The sequence below is a fragment of the Lentzea sp. NPDC051208 genome (assembly GCF_040682435.1).
Taxonomy (GTDB): Bacteria; Actinomycetota; Actinomycetes; order Mycobacteriales; family Pseudonocardiaceae; genus Lentzea; species Lentzea kristufekii.
In genome coordinates this window covers 234,315-249,089 of record NZ_JBFBAW010000005.1, presented here as the reverse complement: position 1 = coordinate 249,089, position 14,775 = coordinate 234,315, and the positions used below count along the sequence as shown (strand labels likewise).

16 protein-coding genes are annotated in these 14,775 nt (G+C 69.0%); 9 read left to right on the top strand and 7 right to left on the bottom strand.

Going from position 1 to position 14,775, the window contains the following annotated elements:
• The first annotated feature begins 47 nt into the window (after positions 1–47).
• Positions 48–968 carry a DMT family transporter gene (locus tag AB0M48_RS14075; protein WP_363840655.1) on the top strand — a complete coding sequence of 307 codons (921 nt, stop codon included), beginning with the start codon at positions 48–50 and terminating at the stop codon, positions 966–968.
• Positions 969–973: 5 nt separating this feature from the next.
• Here the strand turns inward: AB0M48_RS14075 and AB0M48_RS14070 are convergent, their stop codons facing one another.
• From AB0M48_RS14070 to AB0M48_RS14055, 4 genes are read right to left on the bottom strand one after another with little or no spacing between them, the layout of a single operon-like run.
• Positions 974–1,492, bottom strand: coding sequence for a hypothetical protein (locus AB0M48_RS14070; RefSeq protein ID WP_363840652.1), 519 nt, complete (start codon positions 1,490–1,492; stop codon positions 974–976).
• A 9-nt stretch (positions 1,493–1,501) separates the two neighbouring features.
• Positions 1,502–2,305: a hypothetical protein gene (locus AB0M48_RS14065; RefSeq protein ID WP_363840649.1), complete on the bottom strand. Its 804-nt coding sequence runs from the start codon at positions 2,303–2,305 to the stop codon at positions 1,502–1,504.
• A 10-nt stretch (positions 2,306–2,315) separates the two neighbouring features.
• Complete coding sequence (locus tag AB0M48_RS14060; protein WP_363840646.1) at positions 2,316–2,870, bottom strand: hypothetical protein; 555 nt, start codon at positions 2,868–2,870, stop codon at positions 2,316–2,318.
• Positions 2,871–2,926: 56 nt separating this feature from the next.
• Positions 2,927–4,900 carry a thioredoxin domain-containing protein gene (locus AB0M48_RS14055; RefSeq protein ID WP_363840643.1) on the bottom strand — a complete coding sequence of 658 codons (1,974 nt, stop codon included), beginning with the start codon at positions 4,898–4,900 and terminating at the stop codon, positions 2,927–2,929.
• A gap of 55 nt (positions 4,901–4,955) precedes the next feature.
• Between AB0M48_RS14055 and AB0M48_RS14050 the strand changes: the two genes are divergently transcribed.
• The 4 genes from AB0M48_RS14050 to AB0M48_RS14035 are packed head-to-tail and all read left to right on the top strand — an operon-like array spanning position 4,956 to position 10,127.
• Complete coding sequence (locus AB0M48_RS14050; RefSeq protein ID WP_363840640.1) at positions 4,956–6,293, top strand: 3' terminal RNA ribose 2'-O-methyltransferase Hen1; 1,338 nt, start codon at positions 4,956–4,958, stop codon at positions 6,291–6,293.
• Positions 6,293–8,761 carry a polynucleotide kinase-phosphatase gene (locus AB0M48_RS14045; protein ID WP_363840637.1) on the top strand — a complete coding sequence of 823 codons (2,469 nt, stop codon included), beginning with the start codon at positions 6,293–6,295 and terminating at the stop codon, positions 8,759–8,761. Before AB0M48_RS14050 ends, AB0M48_RS14045 begins: the two co-directional genes overlap by 1 nt.
• Positions 8,758–9,372: a nucleotidyltransferase domain-containing protein gene (locus AB0M48_RS14040; RefSeq protein ID WP_363840634.1), complete on the top strand. Its 615-nt coding sequence runs from the start codon at positions 8,758–8,760 to the stop codon at positions 9,370–9,372. The genes AB0M48_RS14045 and AB0M48_RS14040 overlap by 4 nt, the downstream gene beginning before the upstream one ends.
• A complete protein-coding gene (locus AB0M48_RS14035) occupies positions 9,369–10,127 on the top strand; it encodes a nucleotidyltransferase domain-containing protein (RefSeq protein ID WP_363840628.1) in 759 nt (252 codons plus the stop codon). The genes AB0M48_RS14040 and AB0M48_RS14035 overlap by 4 nt, the downstream gene beginning before the upstream one ends.
• On the opposite strand, the gene AB0M48_RS14030 is transcribed toward AB0M48_RS14035, so the two are convergent.
• Together AB0M48_RS14030 and mca are read right to left on the bottom strand one after the other, a co-directional pair.
• Positions 10,124–10,366, bottom strand: coding sequence for a hypothetical protein (locus tag AB0M48_RS14030; protein ID WP_363841312.1), 243 nt, complete (start codon positions 10,364–10,366; stop codon positions 10,124–10,126). The genes AB0M48_RS14035 and AB0M48_RS14030 overlap by 4 nt on opposite strands.
• A 35-nt stretch (positions 10,367–10,401) precedes the next feature.
• The gene (mca, locus tag AB0M48_RS14025) at positions 10,402–11,271 is read right to left on the bottom strand and encodes a mycothiol conjugate amidase Mca (protein WP_363840625.1); all 870 of its coding nucleotides are present in this window, start codon (positions 11,269–11,271) and stop codon (positions 10,402–10,404) included.
• Between the two features lie 96 nt (positions 11,272–11,367).
• Here mca and AB0M48_RS14020 point away from each other — a divergent pair, with 96 nt between their 5' ends.
• A complete protein-coding gene (locus AB0M48_RS14020) occupies positions 11,368–11,790 on the top strand; it encodes a DUF4307 domain-containing protein (protein WP_363840622.1) in 423 nt (140 codons plus the stop codon).
• 184 nt (positions 11,791–11,974) lie between these two features.
• Entirely contained in the window at positions 11,975–12,472 is a 498-nt protein-coding gene (greA, locus tag AB0M48_RS14015; protein ID WP_090007240.1) for a transcription elongation factor GreA, read from the top strand.
• A 27-nt stretch (positions 12,473–12,499) separates the two neighbouring features.
• On the opposite strand, the gene AB0M48_RS14010 is transcribed toward greA, so the two are convergent.
• On the bottom strand, positions 12,500–13,009 hold the full coding sequence (locus AB0M48_RS14010; protein WP_363840618.1) for an Lrp/AsnC family transcriptional regulator: 510 nt from the start codon (positions 13,007–13,009) through the stop codon (positions 12,500–12,502).
• Between the two features lie 74 nt (positions 13,010–13,083).
• Between AB0M48_RS14010 and hppD the strand changes: the two genes are divergently transcribed.
• Together hppD and AB0M48_RS14000 are read left to right on the top strand one after the other, a co-directional pair.
• Complete coding sequence (hppD, locus tag AB0M48_RS14005) at positions 13,084–14,265, top strand: 4-hydroxyphenylpyruvate dioxygenase (protein WP_363840615.1); 1,182 nt, start codon at positions 13,084–13,086, stop codon at positions 14,263–14,265.
• 214 nt (positions 14,266–14,479) lie between these two features.
• Positions 14,480–14,722: a hypothetical protein gene (locus AB0M48_RS14000; protein ID WP_363840612.1), complete on the top strand. Its 243-nt coding sequence runs from the start codon at positions 14,480–14,482 to the stop codon at positions 14,720–14,722.
• Positions 14,723–14,775 lie beyond the last annotated feature (53 nt).

Below are 14,775 nucleotides of genomic sequence, written 5' to 3'. Positions count from 1 at the left end.
TGAAGTGGAGCTTAAACCTGGACCAGTTCAGCGCAAGGCTCTGAGGCATGAAACTCGGGGTGGCCGCGGGAGCGACAGCGGCAATGATCGTCGGCGCGTCGGTGCCGATCACGGGCATGTTGGACGGCTATCCGGTCCTGACCGGCCAGGCCATGCGCTACGCCCTCGGCGCGGCGGTGTTGCTGCTGGTGGCGCGCCGTTTGCCCATGCCTTCGCGGCGTGACATCCCGCCGTTGCTCGGGGTGGTCGTCACGGGCATGCTCGGCTTCAACGCCGTGCTCATCGCCGCCCAGCAGTACGCGGAACCGGGCTTCGTCGCCGCCGTCATGGGCGGCTCACCCATCGCGCTGGCGTTGCTCTCGCGCCAACGAACCGCATCGGCCGTGGTCGGCGCCGTGGTGGTGGCGGCAGGCATCGTGCTGTTGTCCGGCGGCGGCTCGTGGCACGGTCCTGGCCTTGTGCTGGCGTTGATCACGATGGTCGGCGAGGTCTGCTTCACCTTGTTCGCCGTGGGAGTGGTACGGCGCCTGGGCGTGCTCGGCGTGGCGACCTGGACATGCATCTTCGCGACGGTGATCGGCGCTGTGCTCGGCACGTTCTTCGGCGGCTGGCAGATGCCGAACGCCCAGCAGGGCTTCTCGCTCGTGCTGCTGGCCGTGGTGGTGACCGCGCTGGCCTTCGGGCTCTGGTACTTCGCCGTGAACCGCCTTGGCTCCGACCGCGCGGGCGTGCTCATCGGCCTGATGCCGGTGTCCGGCCTGGCGACCTCCGTGCTGCTGGGCGCGCAGGAACTCACTCTCGTGTCCGTCGCCGGCGTCACCACGGTCGCACTCGGGTGCGTCATCGGGCTCCGGAGAGGAACACACGAACCAGAGGGGACGCACCACACACACGACTCGGGCCGGGTACCCCCAAAATCAACAATAGCGAAGGGGTCTGACACTCCTGCGGAAGTTGTTGCGCCGTAAAGGTGTCAGGAGTTGTCGACCACGACTGCCATTTGCCGGAGGATGGCCCACGAATCGCCGGGCTCGGCACACACCCGGTCGAAGATCTCCCGCTGCTCCGCCGTGAACCGTCCGCGCTCCAGCAGCGCAACGGCGAGGCTGTGCACGTCGATGTCCGCAGAGGCGCCCTTCGAGTACCAGAACCACACGGCGTGAAGCGCGGCCTCGCGCGGTGCGCCGTACCAGTGCGAAAGCTTGTTCGGGTTGGGTGCGGAAGGGTGCGGCACCCGGTGGCCCAGGCGCTTGGCATGCCGCCGGAGAACGCCGTAGGCGCGAAGGTCGGCCTGCCAAGCGGCGTGACTCGCGGTCAGCAGTTCCACCGCCCCTGGCAGCAAGGCCGGGTCGCGGATGAAGTCGCCGGCCACGGTCTGGAGAAAGCTGAACGACGCGTTGAAACCAAGCGGCCGGTAGCGCCACAGGCACAGGCGCAGGGCGCTGCCGCTGGCCCAGCGGCAGCGAGGTGTCGAGGGCTTTCCTCCTGTCACTGGAAAAACTCACGAACTGACCTTTGCGAGCCACGAAGCAGCCTCATCGGCGGGCAGCACGCGCGCAACGTCGACGAGAGGCGTCATCATCGGGTAGACGCGACCCGCGTTCCACGACCGCAGGTAGGGCGGCGGGTCCAGCACGACGACCCGGCGGCCCTCGAACAACGGGATGCCGGACGGGCGGCCCTCGTTCCAGATCGTGTCGCCGAACCCGTCGGAAAGCTGGAACTGGCCCCGAATTCCGCCCTCAGGCTCGAGGTCCGGACCCACCGACGCCGCCTCCACCCATGACTGCAACGGCGGTTCGCCAGGCACGTGCGCGGGGATCAGCCGGTAGGCGAGCAGCGTGTGGAGCTGGAAGTTGTCGCCGATTCCGCCGATCGTCACCTCGAAACCGGTGCCACTGGGGCGATGCAGCACCAGCAGCGGTTCGAGGTCCACCACCATCAACAGGCCGTACAACCACGATTCGGCAGGCACGGCGGCCAGAAGGCGCTCGCGGTGCGGCAGGCCGGCGCGGATGTCCTCGTCCTGCATGGGCAGCAGGAGCGCACGTTCCCATGCCTCGCCATCGCCGCGTTCGAAGGCTTCCGCCACGCGCAGGACCAACGGCTCCAACGCGTCGCACGTGCCGATGTAGAACAGGAGGTTGCCGAGCAGCTCGTTGACCTGGACGTCCGGCGATGAAGAAAGGACCAGGGCCGCCGCCGACATCTCGTCGGGCGAACGGCCCTGGGCCTCGTTGATGAACGTTTCGAACGCGCCCGGCTCGTCCCGGACGACCGCTGCCGCGACCGACGTCAGATCCACGCGCAGGACACTAGGCCAGATCTGGTCCCTGTGAGCGGAGATCGTCGACCTTCGACATGGCATCGCGCAGCTCGCCGAGCCACGAGTCCGCGTGCTCGCCTACCAGGCGCACGGCCCATGCCAACGCGTCTGCGCGTGAGCGGGCCACGCCGGCGGCGACGAGCGTGTCGAGCACCTGGCGTTCTGGCTGACGCAGGCGCGTCATGACCGGCACGGCCAGGTGCGTGAACAGTTCGCGCGTGCTGCCCAGAGAAGCGCCCCAGGCGACCTTGCGGCCGTAGCGGTGCTCGGCCTGGCGGGCGATCTCGATGCGTTCGTCGCGCGTCTCCTCGCGCCAGCGCGAGATGCGGCCCGACTCGGCCGCGGCGCGGGAAGCCTCGTCGAACTCGCCCTCCAGCGGCGCGAGCGTGCCGACGACCGTGATCTCCTCGCGGTCGACGATCACCTCCGCGGCGCCGGTGAACCAGCCGTCCGGGAGCCTGCCCGCGAACCACGCCGCCGCGTCGTCGGCCGGGGGCAGGTCAGCCTGCTGCCACCCGCCTCTTCCTCGCCATCCACGTCCCATTACAACCGCCTCTGATTACATGATTACGTTGTAACCGACGTTACGCCTGCAATCAGTCAGCGGGTGTTCGCCGTCAGCGAAGTGACCAGGGCTTCTTCCGACACGACGGGCCGGTCGCACACGTAGCCGTGGCACACGTAGGCCGCAGGACCTTCATCGACCAGCGGGCGGTCTTCGAGCAACGGCACGGACCCCGGCTCTCCGGCCACGACGACGCCGCCTCCGGGCACATGGGCTACGGCCGCTGCCCACAGCGACGCACGGCGCGAGTCGTCGGCACCCACCACCGCCACCTGCAACGGGCCCGCGACCAGCGCCTCGGCGGCGGTGAGCCAGTGACCGGCGAACCGCGGCGCCCGCGCGGCCAGCAGACCGGCCCGCGTCACCGCCTCCGAAGCGGCGGTGAAGTAGCGCGAGGAACGATCGGCGCCGGACAGCAGGGAGGCCGTCAGCAAGGCCGAGGCCAGCGAGGACGCGCCGGAGGGCGACGCGTTGTCGGTCGAGTCCGCAGGACGCCTGACCAACGTCTCGGCATCGTCGGCGGTGTCGTAGTAGGCGCCGGGAGAGTCCGGCACGGCGAACCGCGCGAGGGCGGTGTCCAGCAGGCCGCACGCGACGTCGAGCCACCGGATCGAGCCGGTGACCTGGTGCAACGCCAGCAGGCCGTCGGCGAGGCAGCCGTAGTCCTCCAGCACGCCGAACGACGGTCCGGCGACGCCGTCGCGCGAGGTCCGCAGCAGCCTGCCCTCGACCAGGTGCACCGAGGCCAGCAGCGACGCCGCCTCCGAGGCCGCCGTGATCCACGACGGCTCGCCGAAGAACGCGCCCGCCTCGGCCAGCGCGGCGATCGCCATGCCGTTCCAGGAGGCGATCACCTTGTCGTCACGGCCGGGCTGCGGCCGCAGAGCGCGCTGGGCCAGCAGCGCGGCTCGCACCTCCTCCCCCGGCTCCGACACGAACCGCAACGTGGACTTGCCGTCCTCGAAGTTCGGCTCGGCGGTCACGCCGAAGGCAGCGGCCGCCGAACCGAGCTCCTCGAACGACCACACGTAGGTCAGGCCCTCGACGCCCTCGGTGTCCGCGTCCAGCGAGGCGGCGAAACCACCTTCGGCCGTCCGAAGGTCCCGCAGCAGGAACGCGGCCGTGTCCCTGGCGACCCGCTCATAGCGCCCGGAACCCGTCACCCGAGTCAGGTGCGTGTAGAAGCGGAGCAGCAAAGCGTTGTCGTACAACATCTTCTCGAAGTGCGGCACCACCCACGAGGCGTCGACGCTGTAGCGCGCGAACCCGCCACCGAGCTGGTCGTAGAGCCCGCCGTTGGCCATCGCGTCGGCCGTCGCGGTCGCCATCGACACGGCCTCGACCGACCCGGTGCGTTCGTGGTGGCGCACCAGGAACTCCAGCACCATCGACGGCGGGAACTTCGGCGCGCCGCCGAACCCGCCGTTGCGCCGGTCGAACTCGCCGAGCAAGGACACCACCGCGCCCGCCAGCACGTCCGCGTCCACAGTGGACGGCGGCAACGGCGAGGCGTGGCGGGAGATCTCCTCCACCACGGCGGAAGCCGACTGCAGGATCTCGCCAGGCCGCGCGGCCCAGGTCGCCGACACGGCCTCGATGAGCTGCCGGAACGACGGCATGCCGGGACGGGGAGCCGGCGGGTAGTAGGTGCCGGCGTGGAACGGCCGCGCGTCCGGCGTGAGGAACACCGTCATCGGCCACCCGCCGTGGCCGGTCATGGCCTGCGTGACCTCCATGTACACGGCGTCGACGTCCGGTCGTTCCTCCCGATCCACCTTCACCGGCACGAAGTGCTCGTTCAGGAACTGAGCGACCTCGGCGTCCTCGAAAGACTCGTGCGCCATCACGTGGCACCAGTGGCAGGCCGCGTAGCCGACGGACAGCAGCACCGGCACGTTGCGCCGCCGCGCCTCCTCGAACGCCTCCTCGGACCAGGGCCACCAGTCGACCGGGTTGTCCGCGTGCTGCAGCAGGTAAGGGCTGGTCGCGTCCGCAAGCCGGTTAGTCATGCGAACCACACTAAATGAGCAGCGCAGAGGCCGAATCTCGATCAGACTCAGGCCCGTGTTGCTCACCATGACCACGACGCATCAGCCGGCGACCGATCTGGGCCACCTGCTGCACAAGCATCCCGACCGGGCTCAGTCCTTCACGACGAGCTCGGGCGTCGCGCACGTCTTCTACCCGAAGGCGACGAACGAGGAATGCACGGTCGCCCTCCTGCTGGAGGTCGACCCCATCGCGCTCGTCCGAGGTCCCGGCAGCACGCTCACCCAATACGTCAACGACAGGCCGTACGCGGCCGGGTCGTTGCTCACGGTCGCGCTCGGCAGCGTGTTCCGCACGGCCATGAACGGCCGCAGCGAGAGCTACCCCGAACTCGCCGCGACGCCGATCCCGCTGGTCATCCGCATTCCCGCGCTGCCGCACCGGCTCGCGGCGCGGCTGTTCACGCCACTCGGCTGGAGCGTCGAGACGACCGGGCACGGCGACTCGCGCTTCGGCGACGTGACGCTGACCGGCACCGTCAAGCTCAGCGACGCGCTGAAGCACCTCTACGTGCTGCTGCCCGTGCTCGACGGCGGCAAGCACTACTGGGTCGCGGCCGACGAGGTCGACAAGCTGCTCAAGGCCGGTGACGGCTGGCTGGCGGCGCACCCGGACAAGGAGCTGATCACCACCCGGTACCTGGCGCGCAAGCGACCGTTGATCACCTCGGCCCTGGAACGTCTCGCGGACGTCGACGAGGTCGAGCCGGAGGAGCTCGACAACGCGCTGGCCGAGCCGAAGATCTCCCTTGCCGCACAGCGCAAGGAGGCTGTGATCAAGGCGCTCAAGGAGGCCGGGGCCAAGCGCGTGCTCGACCTCGGTTGCGGTGGCGGGGCGCTGCTGCGCGCTCTCGTCAACGAGCCGGAGTTCACCGAGATCCACGGTGTCGACGTGTCCGCGAAGGCGTTGCACGAGGCCGCGCGCAAGCTGCACCTCGACCGCATGGGCGACCGTCAGCGCGAGCGGATCACGTTGCGGCAGTCGGCTTTGACGTACGCGGACCCCGAACTGGCCGGCTACGACGCGGCGGTGCTGATGGAGGTCGTCGAGCACGTCGACCCGTCGCGCCTGCCCGCGCTGGAGCACTCGGTCTTCACCGTGGCACGTCCGGCGACGGTGCTGGTGACGACGCCGAACGTCGAGTACAACGTGCTGTTCGAAACGTTGCCGGAAGGGCAGATGCGGCACTCCGACCACCGTTTCGAATGGACCCGCCAGGAGTTCCGGGAATGGGCGGACGGCGTCGCGGAACGCCGTGGCTACGCAGTGCGCTTCGTGCCGATCGGGCCGGAGGACGCCGAACGCGGCGCACCGACCCAGATGGCCGTTTTCAGCTCGGGAGACGTGAACTGATGGAACTGAAGATCCCCGACCTGTGTCTGGTGGTGCTCGTCGGCGCCTCCGGATCCGGCAAGTCCACGTTCGCGCGCAAGCACTTCCTGCCCACGCAGGTGTTGTCGAGCGACTACTTCCGCGGTCTCGTGGCCGACGACGAGAACGACCAGTCGGCGTCCGCGGCGGCGTTCGACGTGCTGCACCACGTGGCGTCCAAGCGGCTGGAGGCCGGACGTGTCACCGTGATCGACGCGACCAACGTGCAGCCGCAGGACCGCGCCCAGCTGGTCGCGGTCGCCAGGAAGGCGAACGTCCTGCCGGTCGCGATCGTGCTCGACACCCCTACCGAGGTGTGCCTCGCCCGCAACGCGCAGCGCCCCGACCGGGACTTCGGCGCGCACGTCGTGAAGCGGCACCGGGCGGCGTTGCGCCGTTCGCTGAAGTACCTCGGCAAGGAGGGGTTCAAGCGCGTCCACGTGCTGCGCTCCGAGTCCGATGTGGACAACTCGACGATCGTGTACGAGCGCCTGCTCAACGACCTCCGGCACGAGACCGGCCCGTTCGACGTGTTCGGTGACGTGCACGGCTGCCGCGCGGAGCTGGAGGAGCTGCTCACCGAACTCGGCTACACCCTCGTGCGTGACGACGAGGGCCGGGCGGTCGACGCGGTTCCGCCGGGCGAGCGCAAGGCCGTGTTCGTCGGCGACCTCGTGGACCGCGGGCCGGACACCCCCGGCGTCCTGCGTCTCGTGATGGGCATGGTCGCCAACGGGCACGCCCTCAGCGTGCGCGGAAACCACGAGGAGAAGCTCGTGCGGGCGATGCGCGGCCACAAGGTGACGGTCCGGCACGGGCTGGAGAAGTCGCTGGAGCAGCTCGCACACGAGTCCGAGGAGTTCCGCCTGGCCGCGACGAAGTTCTGCGACGGCCTGGTCGCGCACTACGTCCTGGACGGCGGGAACCTCGTCGTCGCGCACGCCGGACTGCCCGAGCGCTACCACGGCCGCGCGTCCGCGAAGGTCCGCAGCTTCGCCCTGTACGGCGACACGACGGGCGAGACCGACGCGTACGGACTGCCGGTGCGCCTGCCGTGGGCGAACGACTACCGCGGCTCGGCGATGGTGCTGTACGGGCACGTCCTGACGCCAGAGGCGGAGTGGATCAACAACACGATGTGCCTCGAAACGGGCGTGGTGTTCGGCGGCAAGCTGACCGCGTTGCGCTACCCGGAGAAGGAACTCGTCTCCGTCAAGGCACATCAGACCTGGTACGAGAACGACGCACCGTTCCCGCCGAAGGCCGTCGAACGCGCGCCGGACGTGCTGGCGCTTTCCGACGTCACCGGCCTGCGCCGGATCGACACGTCGCTGATCGGCGCCGTGACGATCCGCGCGGAGCAGTCCGCGAGCGCGCTGGAGGTCATGAGCCGGTTCGCGATCGACCCGCACGACCTGATGTACCTGCCGCCGACGATGGCACCTGTGGCGACCTCGCAGCGCGAGGACGTGCTGGAGCACCCGGAGGAGGCCTTCGCGGAGTACCGGTCCGCCCGCGTCGGGCAGGTGATCTGCGAGGAGAAGCACATGGGCTCCCGCGCCGTGTTGCTGGTGCGGAAGGTTGGCGGCGCGATCTACACGCGCACCGGCCGTGCGTTCTTCGACGGCGCGCTGGGCACCGAACTGCTCGACGGCGTGCGCGAGGCGGCCAAGCCGTTGTTCGACGAGTTCGCCACGGACTGGCTGCTCGTCGACGCCGAGCTGATGCCGTGGAACGCCAAGGCTTCCGGGCTGATCCGCGAGCAGTACGCGGCGGTCGGCGCCGCGGCGAACGGCGCGCTCCCGGTCGCGGTCGACGCACTGGCAGCGGCGGCGGCACGCGGTGTCGACGTCGCGGAACTGTTGGCGCGCACGACTCAGCGCGCCTCGAACGCCGCTGCCTACAGCGCGGCGTACGAGCGGTACTGCTGGCCCACCGACGGACTGGAGGGCGTGCGGATCGCGCCGTTCCAGCTGCTCGCGGCGGAGGGCCGGACGTTCCACGACCGTTCGCACCTGTGGCACCTGGAGACGCTGGGCAAGCTCGAAGGACCGCTGTTCCAGCGGACCCGGCACCTCGTGGTCGACGTGAACGACCCCGAGCAGGTGGCCGCCGGCGTGCAGTGGTGGGAGGAACTGACCGCGGCCGGCGGTGAGGGCATGGTCGTGAAGCCACTGGCGAACCTCGGCGGACGCGTGCAGCCGGGTGTGAAGGTGCGCGGGCGTGAGTACCTGCGGATCATCTACGGCCCGGACTACACCTCGCCCGAGAACCTCTCGCGGCTGCGCAAGCGTTCGCTCGGCCGCAAGCGCGGACTCGCCCTGCGCGAGTACGCCCTGGGCATCGAGGCCTTGGAACGCCTCGTGCGCGGCGAACCCCTGTGGCGGGTGCACGAGTGCGTCTTTGGCGTGCTCGCGCTGGAGTCGGAACCGGTGGACCCAAGACTGTGATCCTCGAAGCCGTGATCGGCTCGCACGCCTACGGGCTGGCGAGCGCGGAATCCGATGTGGACAGACGCGGGGTGTTCGTCGCGCCCACGGAAGCGTTCTGGCGCCTGGAGAAGCCCTCGACGAGCGTCGAGGGACCGGACCCGGAGCAGCTGAGCTGGGAGGTCGAGCACTTCTGCAAGCTGGGCCTCAAGTCGAACCCGACGGTGCTCGAAACGCTGGTGAGCCCGCTGGTGGAGATCAGCACGCCGATGGGAGAGGAGCTGCGGGACCTGCTGCCCGCGTTCCTCTCCCGGTACGCCGTGCGGGCCTTCACGCGCGCGACGGAGATGCAGCTGTCGCGCGCGGGCCGCAACCTCAAACCGAAGCAGCTCATGCACGTCGTACGGTTGCGGCTGGTGGGGCTGAACCTGCTGCGCACCGGCCGTTACGACATCACGGCGGACCGCTCGTTGCTGAAGATCCGCAACGGCGAGATGCCGTGGGACGACGCGGTCGCGTGGGCGCACAGGCTCGGCGACGAGATCGCTCGAGCAGAAGGCCCGTTGCCGGAGGACCCGGACCGGGCACGGGTCGAGGACTGGCTGGTGTCGGTGCGCAGGAGGATGTTGTGAGTTACGAGGTACCCGACCTGAGCGCCGTCGTCGCCGAGCAGTCGCACGACCTGCTGTTCGCGACCGTGTCCGGCGCACACCTGTACGGCTTCCCGTCGCGCGACTCGGACGTGGACCTGCGCGGCGTGCACGTGCTGCCGCTCGCCGAGATCCTCGGCCTGCGGCACGGCCCGGAGACCAAGGAACGGATGTGGGTGCGCGACGGCGTCGAGATCGACCTCGTCACGCACGACGTGCAGAAGTTCTGCCGGCTGCTGACCCGCCCGAACGGCTACGTGCTGGAGCAACTGCTCTCGCCGCTGGTCGTGCACACCACGGAGGCGCACCGCAAGCTGGCCGGCCTCGCCGCGGGGTGCCTGACCTCACGGCACGGGCACCACTACCGGGGGTTCGCCGCGACCCAGTGGCGGCTGTTCGAGAAGACCGCGGAGATCAAGCCGCTGCTCTACACGTTCCGCGCGCTGCTGACCGGCGTGCACCTGCTGCGCACCGGCGAGGTGAACGCGCACCTGCCGACGTTGCTGGAGAAGCTCGACGGCCCGGACTACCTGCCGGGACTCATCGAGGCCAAGATCCTCGGCGAGCACCGGGCGCTGGCCGGGGTGCCGGGCAGGCCCGCGCCCGAACGGCTGGAGGCGGACCTCGCGCACTGGCACGAGGAGCTGCGGCAGGCGCGGGAGACCAGCGACCTGCCGGTGGAGCCGCCGGCCTTCGAGGAGGTCCACGACTTCGTGGTGGAACTCAGGTCGCGCTAGTCCTTCTTCTTCGGCGCGGAAGGCTCGGCCGGGGTCTCCTTCGAGGCCTCGGCCGGCTCGTCGAACGATGCGGGCAAGCCCTTGATGTGCTTGTTCATCGACTTGACGAGGAAGAACACCGCGATGAAGAAGACGATCAGCAGGACGAGGCCGACCGGGGAGGACTTGCCGAAGTCCTCGCCCTGGCCGCCCTTGTCGTCGTCGTTCGTGTTCGACGGCTGCACGGCGACCAGCGCCACCGTGCTGCCGACGGAGAAGTCTGGGGAGAGCACCCCTAGACCTTAACTCCGGCGAACAGGTCGTTCTCCGGCAGCGTCGAGTCGACCAGCGAGCGGACGAGCTCGTACTCCTCGGTCGGCCAGATCTCGCGCTGCAGCTCCATCGGGATGCCGAACCAGCGGCTGGTCGGGTCGATCTGGGTGGCGTGGGCCTTCAGCGCCTCGTCGCGGACGTCGAAGTAGTCCGCGCACTCCACCTGGGTGGTCACGCGGTCCATCACGTCCGGCCGGTCGGTGCCCCAGTTCGCGAGCCACTCGGTGTACGGCGACTCCATGCCGCGGGCCTCCATCGCCTCGTGGAAGGCGAGTATCTTGGCGCGCGAGAAGCCGTGCCCGTAGTAGACCTTCAGCGTCTCCCACGCCTCGCCCAGTTCGGGCTGGTAGGCCGGGTCGGCGGCCGCGTCCAGGGCGGCCATCGAGATCTCGTGCGTGCGGATGTGGTCCGGGTGCGGGTAGCCGCCGTTCTCGTCGTAGGTCACCACGACGTGCGGGCGGAAGTCGCGGATGGCCTCCACCAGGGACGGCACCGACTCCTCCAGCGGCACGAGGGCGAAGCACCCCTCGGGCAGCGGCGGCAGCGGGTCGCCCTCGGGAAGGCCCGAGTCCTTGAAGCCCAGCCAGCGGTGCTGGATGCCGAGGATCTTGGCCGCGCGGGCCATCTCCTCCCGGCGAACCTCGATGATGTTCTCGAGCACGTCCGGCCGGTCCATCGCCGGGTTGAGGATGCTGCCCGCACCACCGTCGGTACAGGTCACGACCATCACGTCGTGCCCTTCGGCGATGTAGCGAGCCATCGAGGCCGCGCCCTTGCTCGACTCGTCGTCGGGATGTGCGTGCACTGCCATAAGGCGCAGCTTGTCGGCCATGACCCCCGTGGTCCTCCTGTGAGAATGGTCCTGCGACACTCATCAACTGAACGCCGGGCACCATTGTTCCCCAGAGGCCGAGGAGGGCGCGGACAAGTGGCACAACGCGCGCTCCCCGAGGGGCGCTACCGCAAGCAGAGCCGCGCACCGCTGGCCGCATGGGCACGATGGGCATTACTCGCCGTAGCCGTCGCGGTAGGTGCCGTCATCGCCTTCGTCGGTTACCGAAATCTCGGCACAAAGCCGATCGAGGCGAAGCAGACCGCGTTCATCCTCCTCGGCGACGACCAGGTGAAGGTCAGTTTCGAGGTTTCCCGAGATCAACCGGAACGTGCGGCTGTCTGCATCATTCGGGCCCGGTCCAAGGACGGGGACGAAGCAGGCAGACGCGAAGTTCTGGTGCCGCCGGGAAATGACGTCGTCGTAGAGACAACCGTTCTCCGCACTTCGAAGCCGCCGGTCACCGGCGAGGTGTTCGGGTGCTCCTACCAGGTTCCCGCCTACTTGTCCACGAGCTAGCGGCCAAGCGGGTGATCTGCGGTTTAAACGGCGAGATGGGGAACAAATCGCCGTCGCTGAACGTTGTCTACGTGTTACTATTGCAGCTCAAGCACGGCCCCGGCGCGGGCCGTGTTTTTCCGTTCCGGGCCCACGGCCCGGGAACTATCTGGGGCACACGCGTGCGCCGGAGCAAGACGAGGAGTTGGTGACCGTGAGCGACACCCAGGTGACCTGGCTGACCCAGGAGGCCTACGACCGGCTCAAGGCTGAGCTGGACGAACTCATCGCGTACCGCCCGGTCATGGCTGCCGAGATCAACGCCCGCCGCGAGGAGGGCGACCTCCGTGAGAACGGTGGCTACCACGCGGCTCGCGAGGAGCAGGGCAAGCAGGAGGCGCGCATCCGCCAGCTGCACGAGCTGCTCCAGGCCGCGAAGGTCGGCGAGGCTCCCACCACCAAGGGTGTCGCGGCGCCGGGCACAGTGCTCACGATCCGCTACGAGGGTGACGACGAGACGGAGACCTTCCTCCTCGCCACCCGCGAAGAGGGCGCGCACGGCGAGATGGAGGTCTACTCCCCGCTTTCGCCGCTCGGCAAGGCCCTGAACGGCGCCAAGGACGGGGAGACCGTGTCCTACGAGCTGCCGAACGGCAAGCAGCAGAAGGTCACGCTGATCTCGGCGGTTCCTTACCAGTCGTAGTCGCGCAAAAAACGTGCGAAAGGGCGGTCACTTCGGTGGCCGCCCTTTCACGCGTTCGAGCAAAGGCCGCACACGTGGAGGTACCGGCGTCGACAACGCGATGGAGGTCGACAGCCTCCGGACGTGCGGAACGTCGACGATGTGGTCGACCACGCGCTGCAGGTCCGCGTTCGACCGGGCGACCATTCGCACGAACAGGTCCCCTTGGCCCGTCGTCGCGTGCACCTCGCACACCTCGCTGATCGCGGCCAGCCCCTCGCACACCTCGGCCCGGCGCCCCTGCGCGATCTCCACCGTCGCGAACGCCGTCAGCCCGTAGCCCATCGCGCCGAGGTCGAGCGCCGGCGGGAACCCGGTGAGCACGCCCCGCTCGACCAGTCTGTCCAGCCGGGCCTGCACGGTTCCCCGCGCGACGCCCAGCCGGCGGGAGCATTCGAGGACGCCCAGCCGGGGTTCGTCCGTCAAGAGCAACAGCAGCTTCGCGTCGAGATCGTCCACGGGCTGGTCAGAGTGCTCACTCTGCTGATCTGAAGGCATGGATCACTATACAAATTGCCCTGTGAATTCGCAGACTGTTGCTCACGATGCTAGGTCGAATCATGCTGATGGGCATGACGCAGCAGCTTGACGACGTGAGCTACGACCAGCTCCGGCAGCTCGTGGGGTTGGTCGACTACGACGCGACCAAGGACCCCTTCCCTGTGCGCGCCATGGACGCTGTGGTGTTCGTCGCGGGCAACGCCACGCAGACCGCGTGGCTCTACCAGGTGGCGTTCGGCATGGAGCTCGTGGCCTACGCGGGCCCCGAGACCGGCCAGCGCACCCACAAGTCGTTCGTGCTGAAGTCGGGCTCGGCCCGCTTCGTGATCCACGGCGGCGTCACGCCCGGCTCCGAACTCCTGGACCACCACCGCCGCCACGGCGACGGCGTGATCGACCTGGCACTGGAGGTCGGTGACGTCGACCAGTGCATCAAGCACGCCCGCGAGCAGGGCGCCACCGTGCTGGAGGAGCCGCACGACGTCACCGACGAGCACGGCACCGTCCGTCTCGCCGCGATCGCGACGTACGGCGAGACCCGCCACACGCTCGTCGACCGCTCCAAGTACACCGGCCCCTACCTGCCCGGTTACGTGGCGCGCACGTCGTCCGTGAAGCGTCCGGAAGGCGCCCCGAAGCGCCTCTTCCAGGCCGTCGACCACTGCGTCGGCAACGTCGAGCTCGGCAAGATGGACTACTGGGTCGAGTGGTACAACCGCGTCATGGGCTTCGTGAACATGGCGGAGTTCATCGGCGACGACATCGCCACGGACTACTCCGCCCTGATGTCGAAGGTCGTCTCCAACGGCAACCACCGCGTCAAGTTCCCGCTGAACGAGCCGGCGATCGCGAAGAAGAAGTCGCAGATCGACGAGTACCTCGAGTTCTACGAGGGCGCGGGCGTCCAGCACATCGCGCTGGCCACCAACGACATCATCACCACCGTCACGGCCATGCGCGACGCGGGCGTCGAGTTCCTGGAGACGCCGGACTCGTACTACGACGACCCGGAGCTGCGCGCCCGCATCGGCGAGGTCCGCGTCCCCATCGAGACGCTGAAGGAGCACCGCATCCTCGTCGACCGCGACGAGGACGGCTACCTGCTGCAGATCTTCACGAAGCCGATCGGCGACCGCCCGACCGTCTTCTACGAACTGATCGAGCGCCACGGCTCCCTGGGCTTCGGCAAGGGCAATTTCAAGGCCCTTTTCGAGGCGATCGAGCGCGAACAGGAGCGACGCGGCAACCTCTAGTGGTGTGGCTCGGCACGTTGCCGGTGCATCCGCGGCCAGACGGGTGCACCGTGGTGCCGCCCCCACGTCTTCGTACTGGTTGTACGGGGGCGGGGGGCCGTGCCGCGAGGCGCCCTGCTGAGCGTGGATGCGCCGCCGACATGCCGAGTCACGCCACTGGTGGCGATCCCCCGGTAGGCTGCCTCACGGGGGACTCACATCGGGTGGAGGTGGCATGGCATTCGCGCGACGCGTGGCCGCGGTGATTCCGCTGGTCGGAGCCGTGACCACGGCTGCGGCACTGACCGGCGCGGCGTTCTTGACCGTGGCGCACGCGGGTTGTGACGAAGCCGGCCGCTTCGTCCGCACCGGCGAGACGATCCAGTTCGTCGGAGGCTGTGTGAACGGTGCCGACCTACCGGCGGCGCCGACAGCCGAGGCCGACAACGTGGACAGGTTCGGCTCGAAGAAGCCGTAGAAGAACGCACGCGGGGCCCTTTCGTACTCTCATGCAGTACGAAAGGGCCCCGC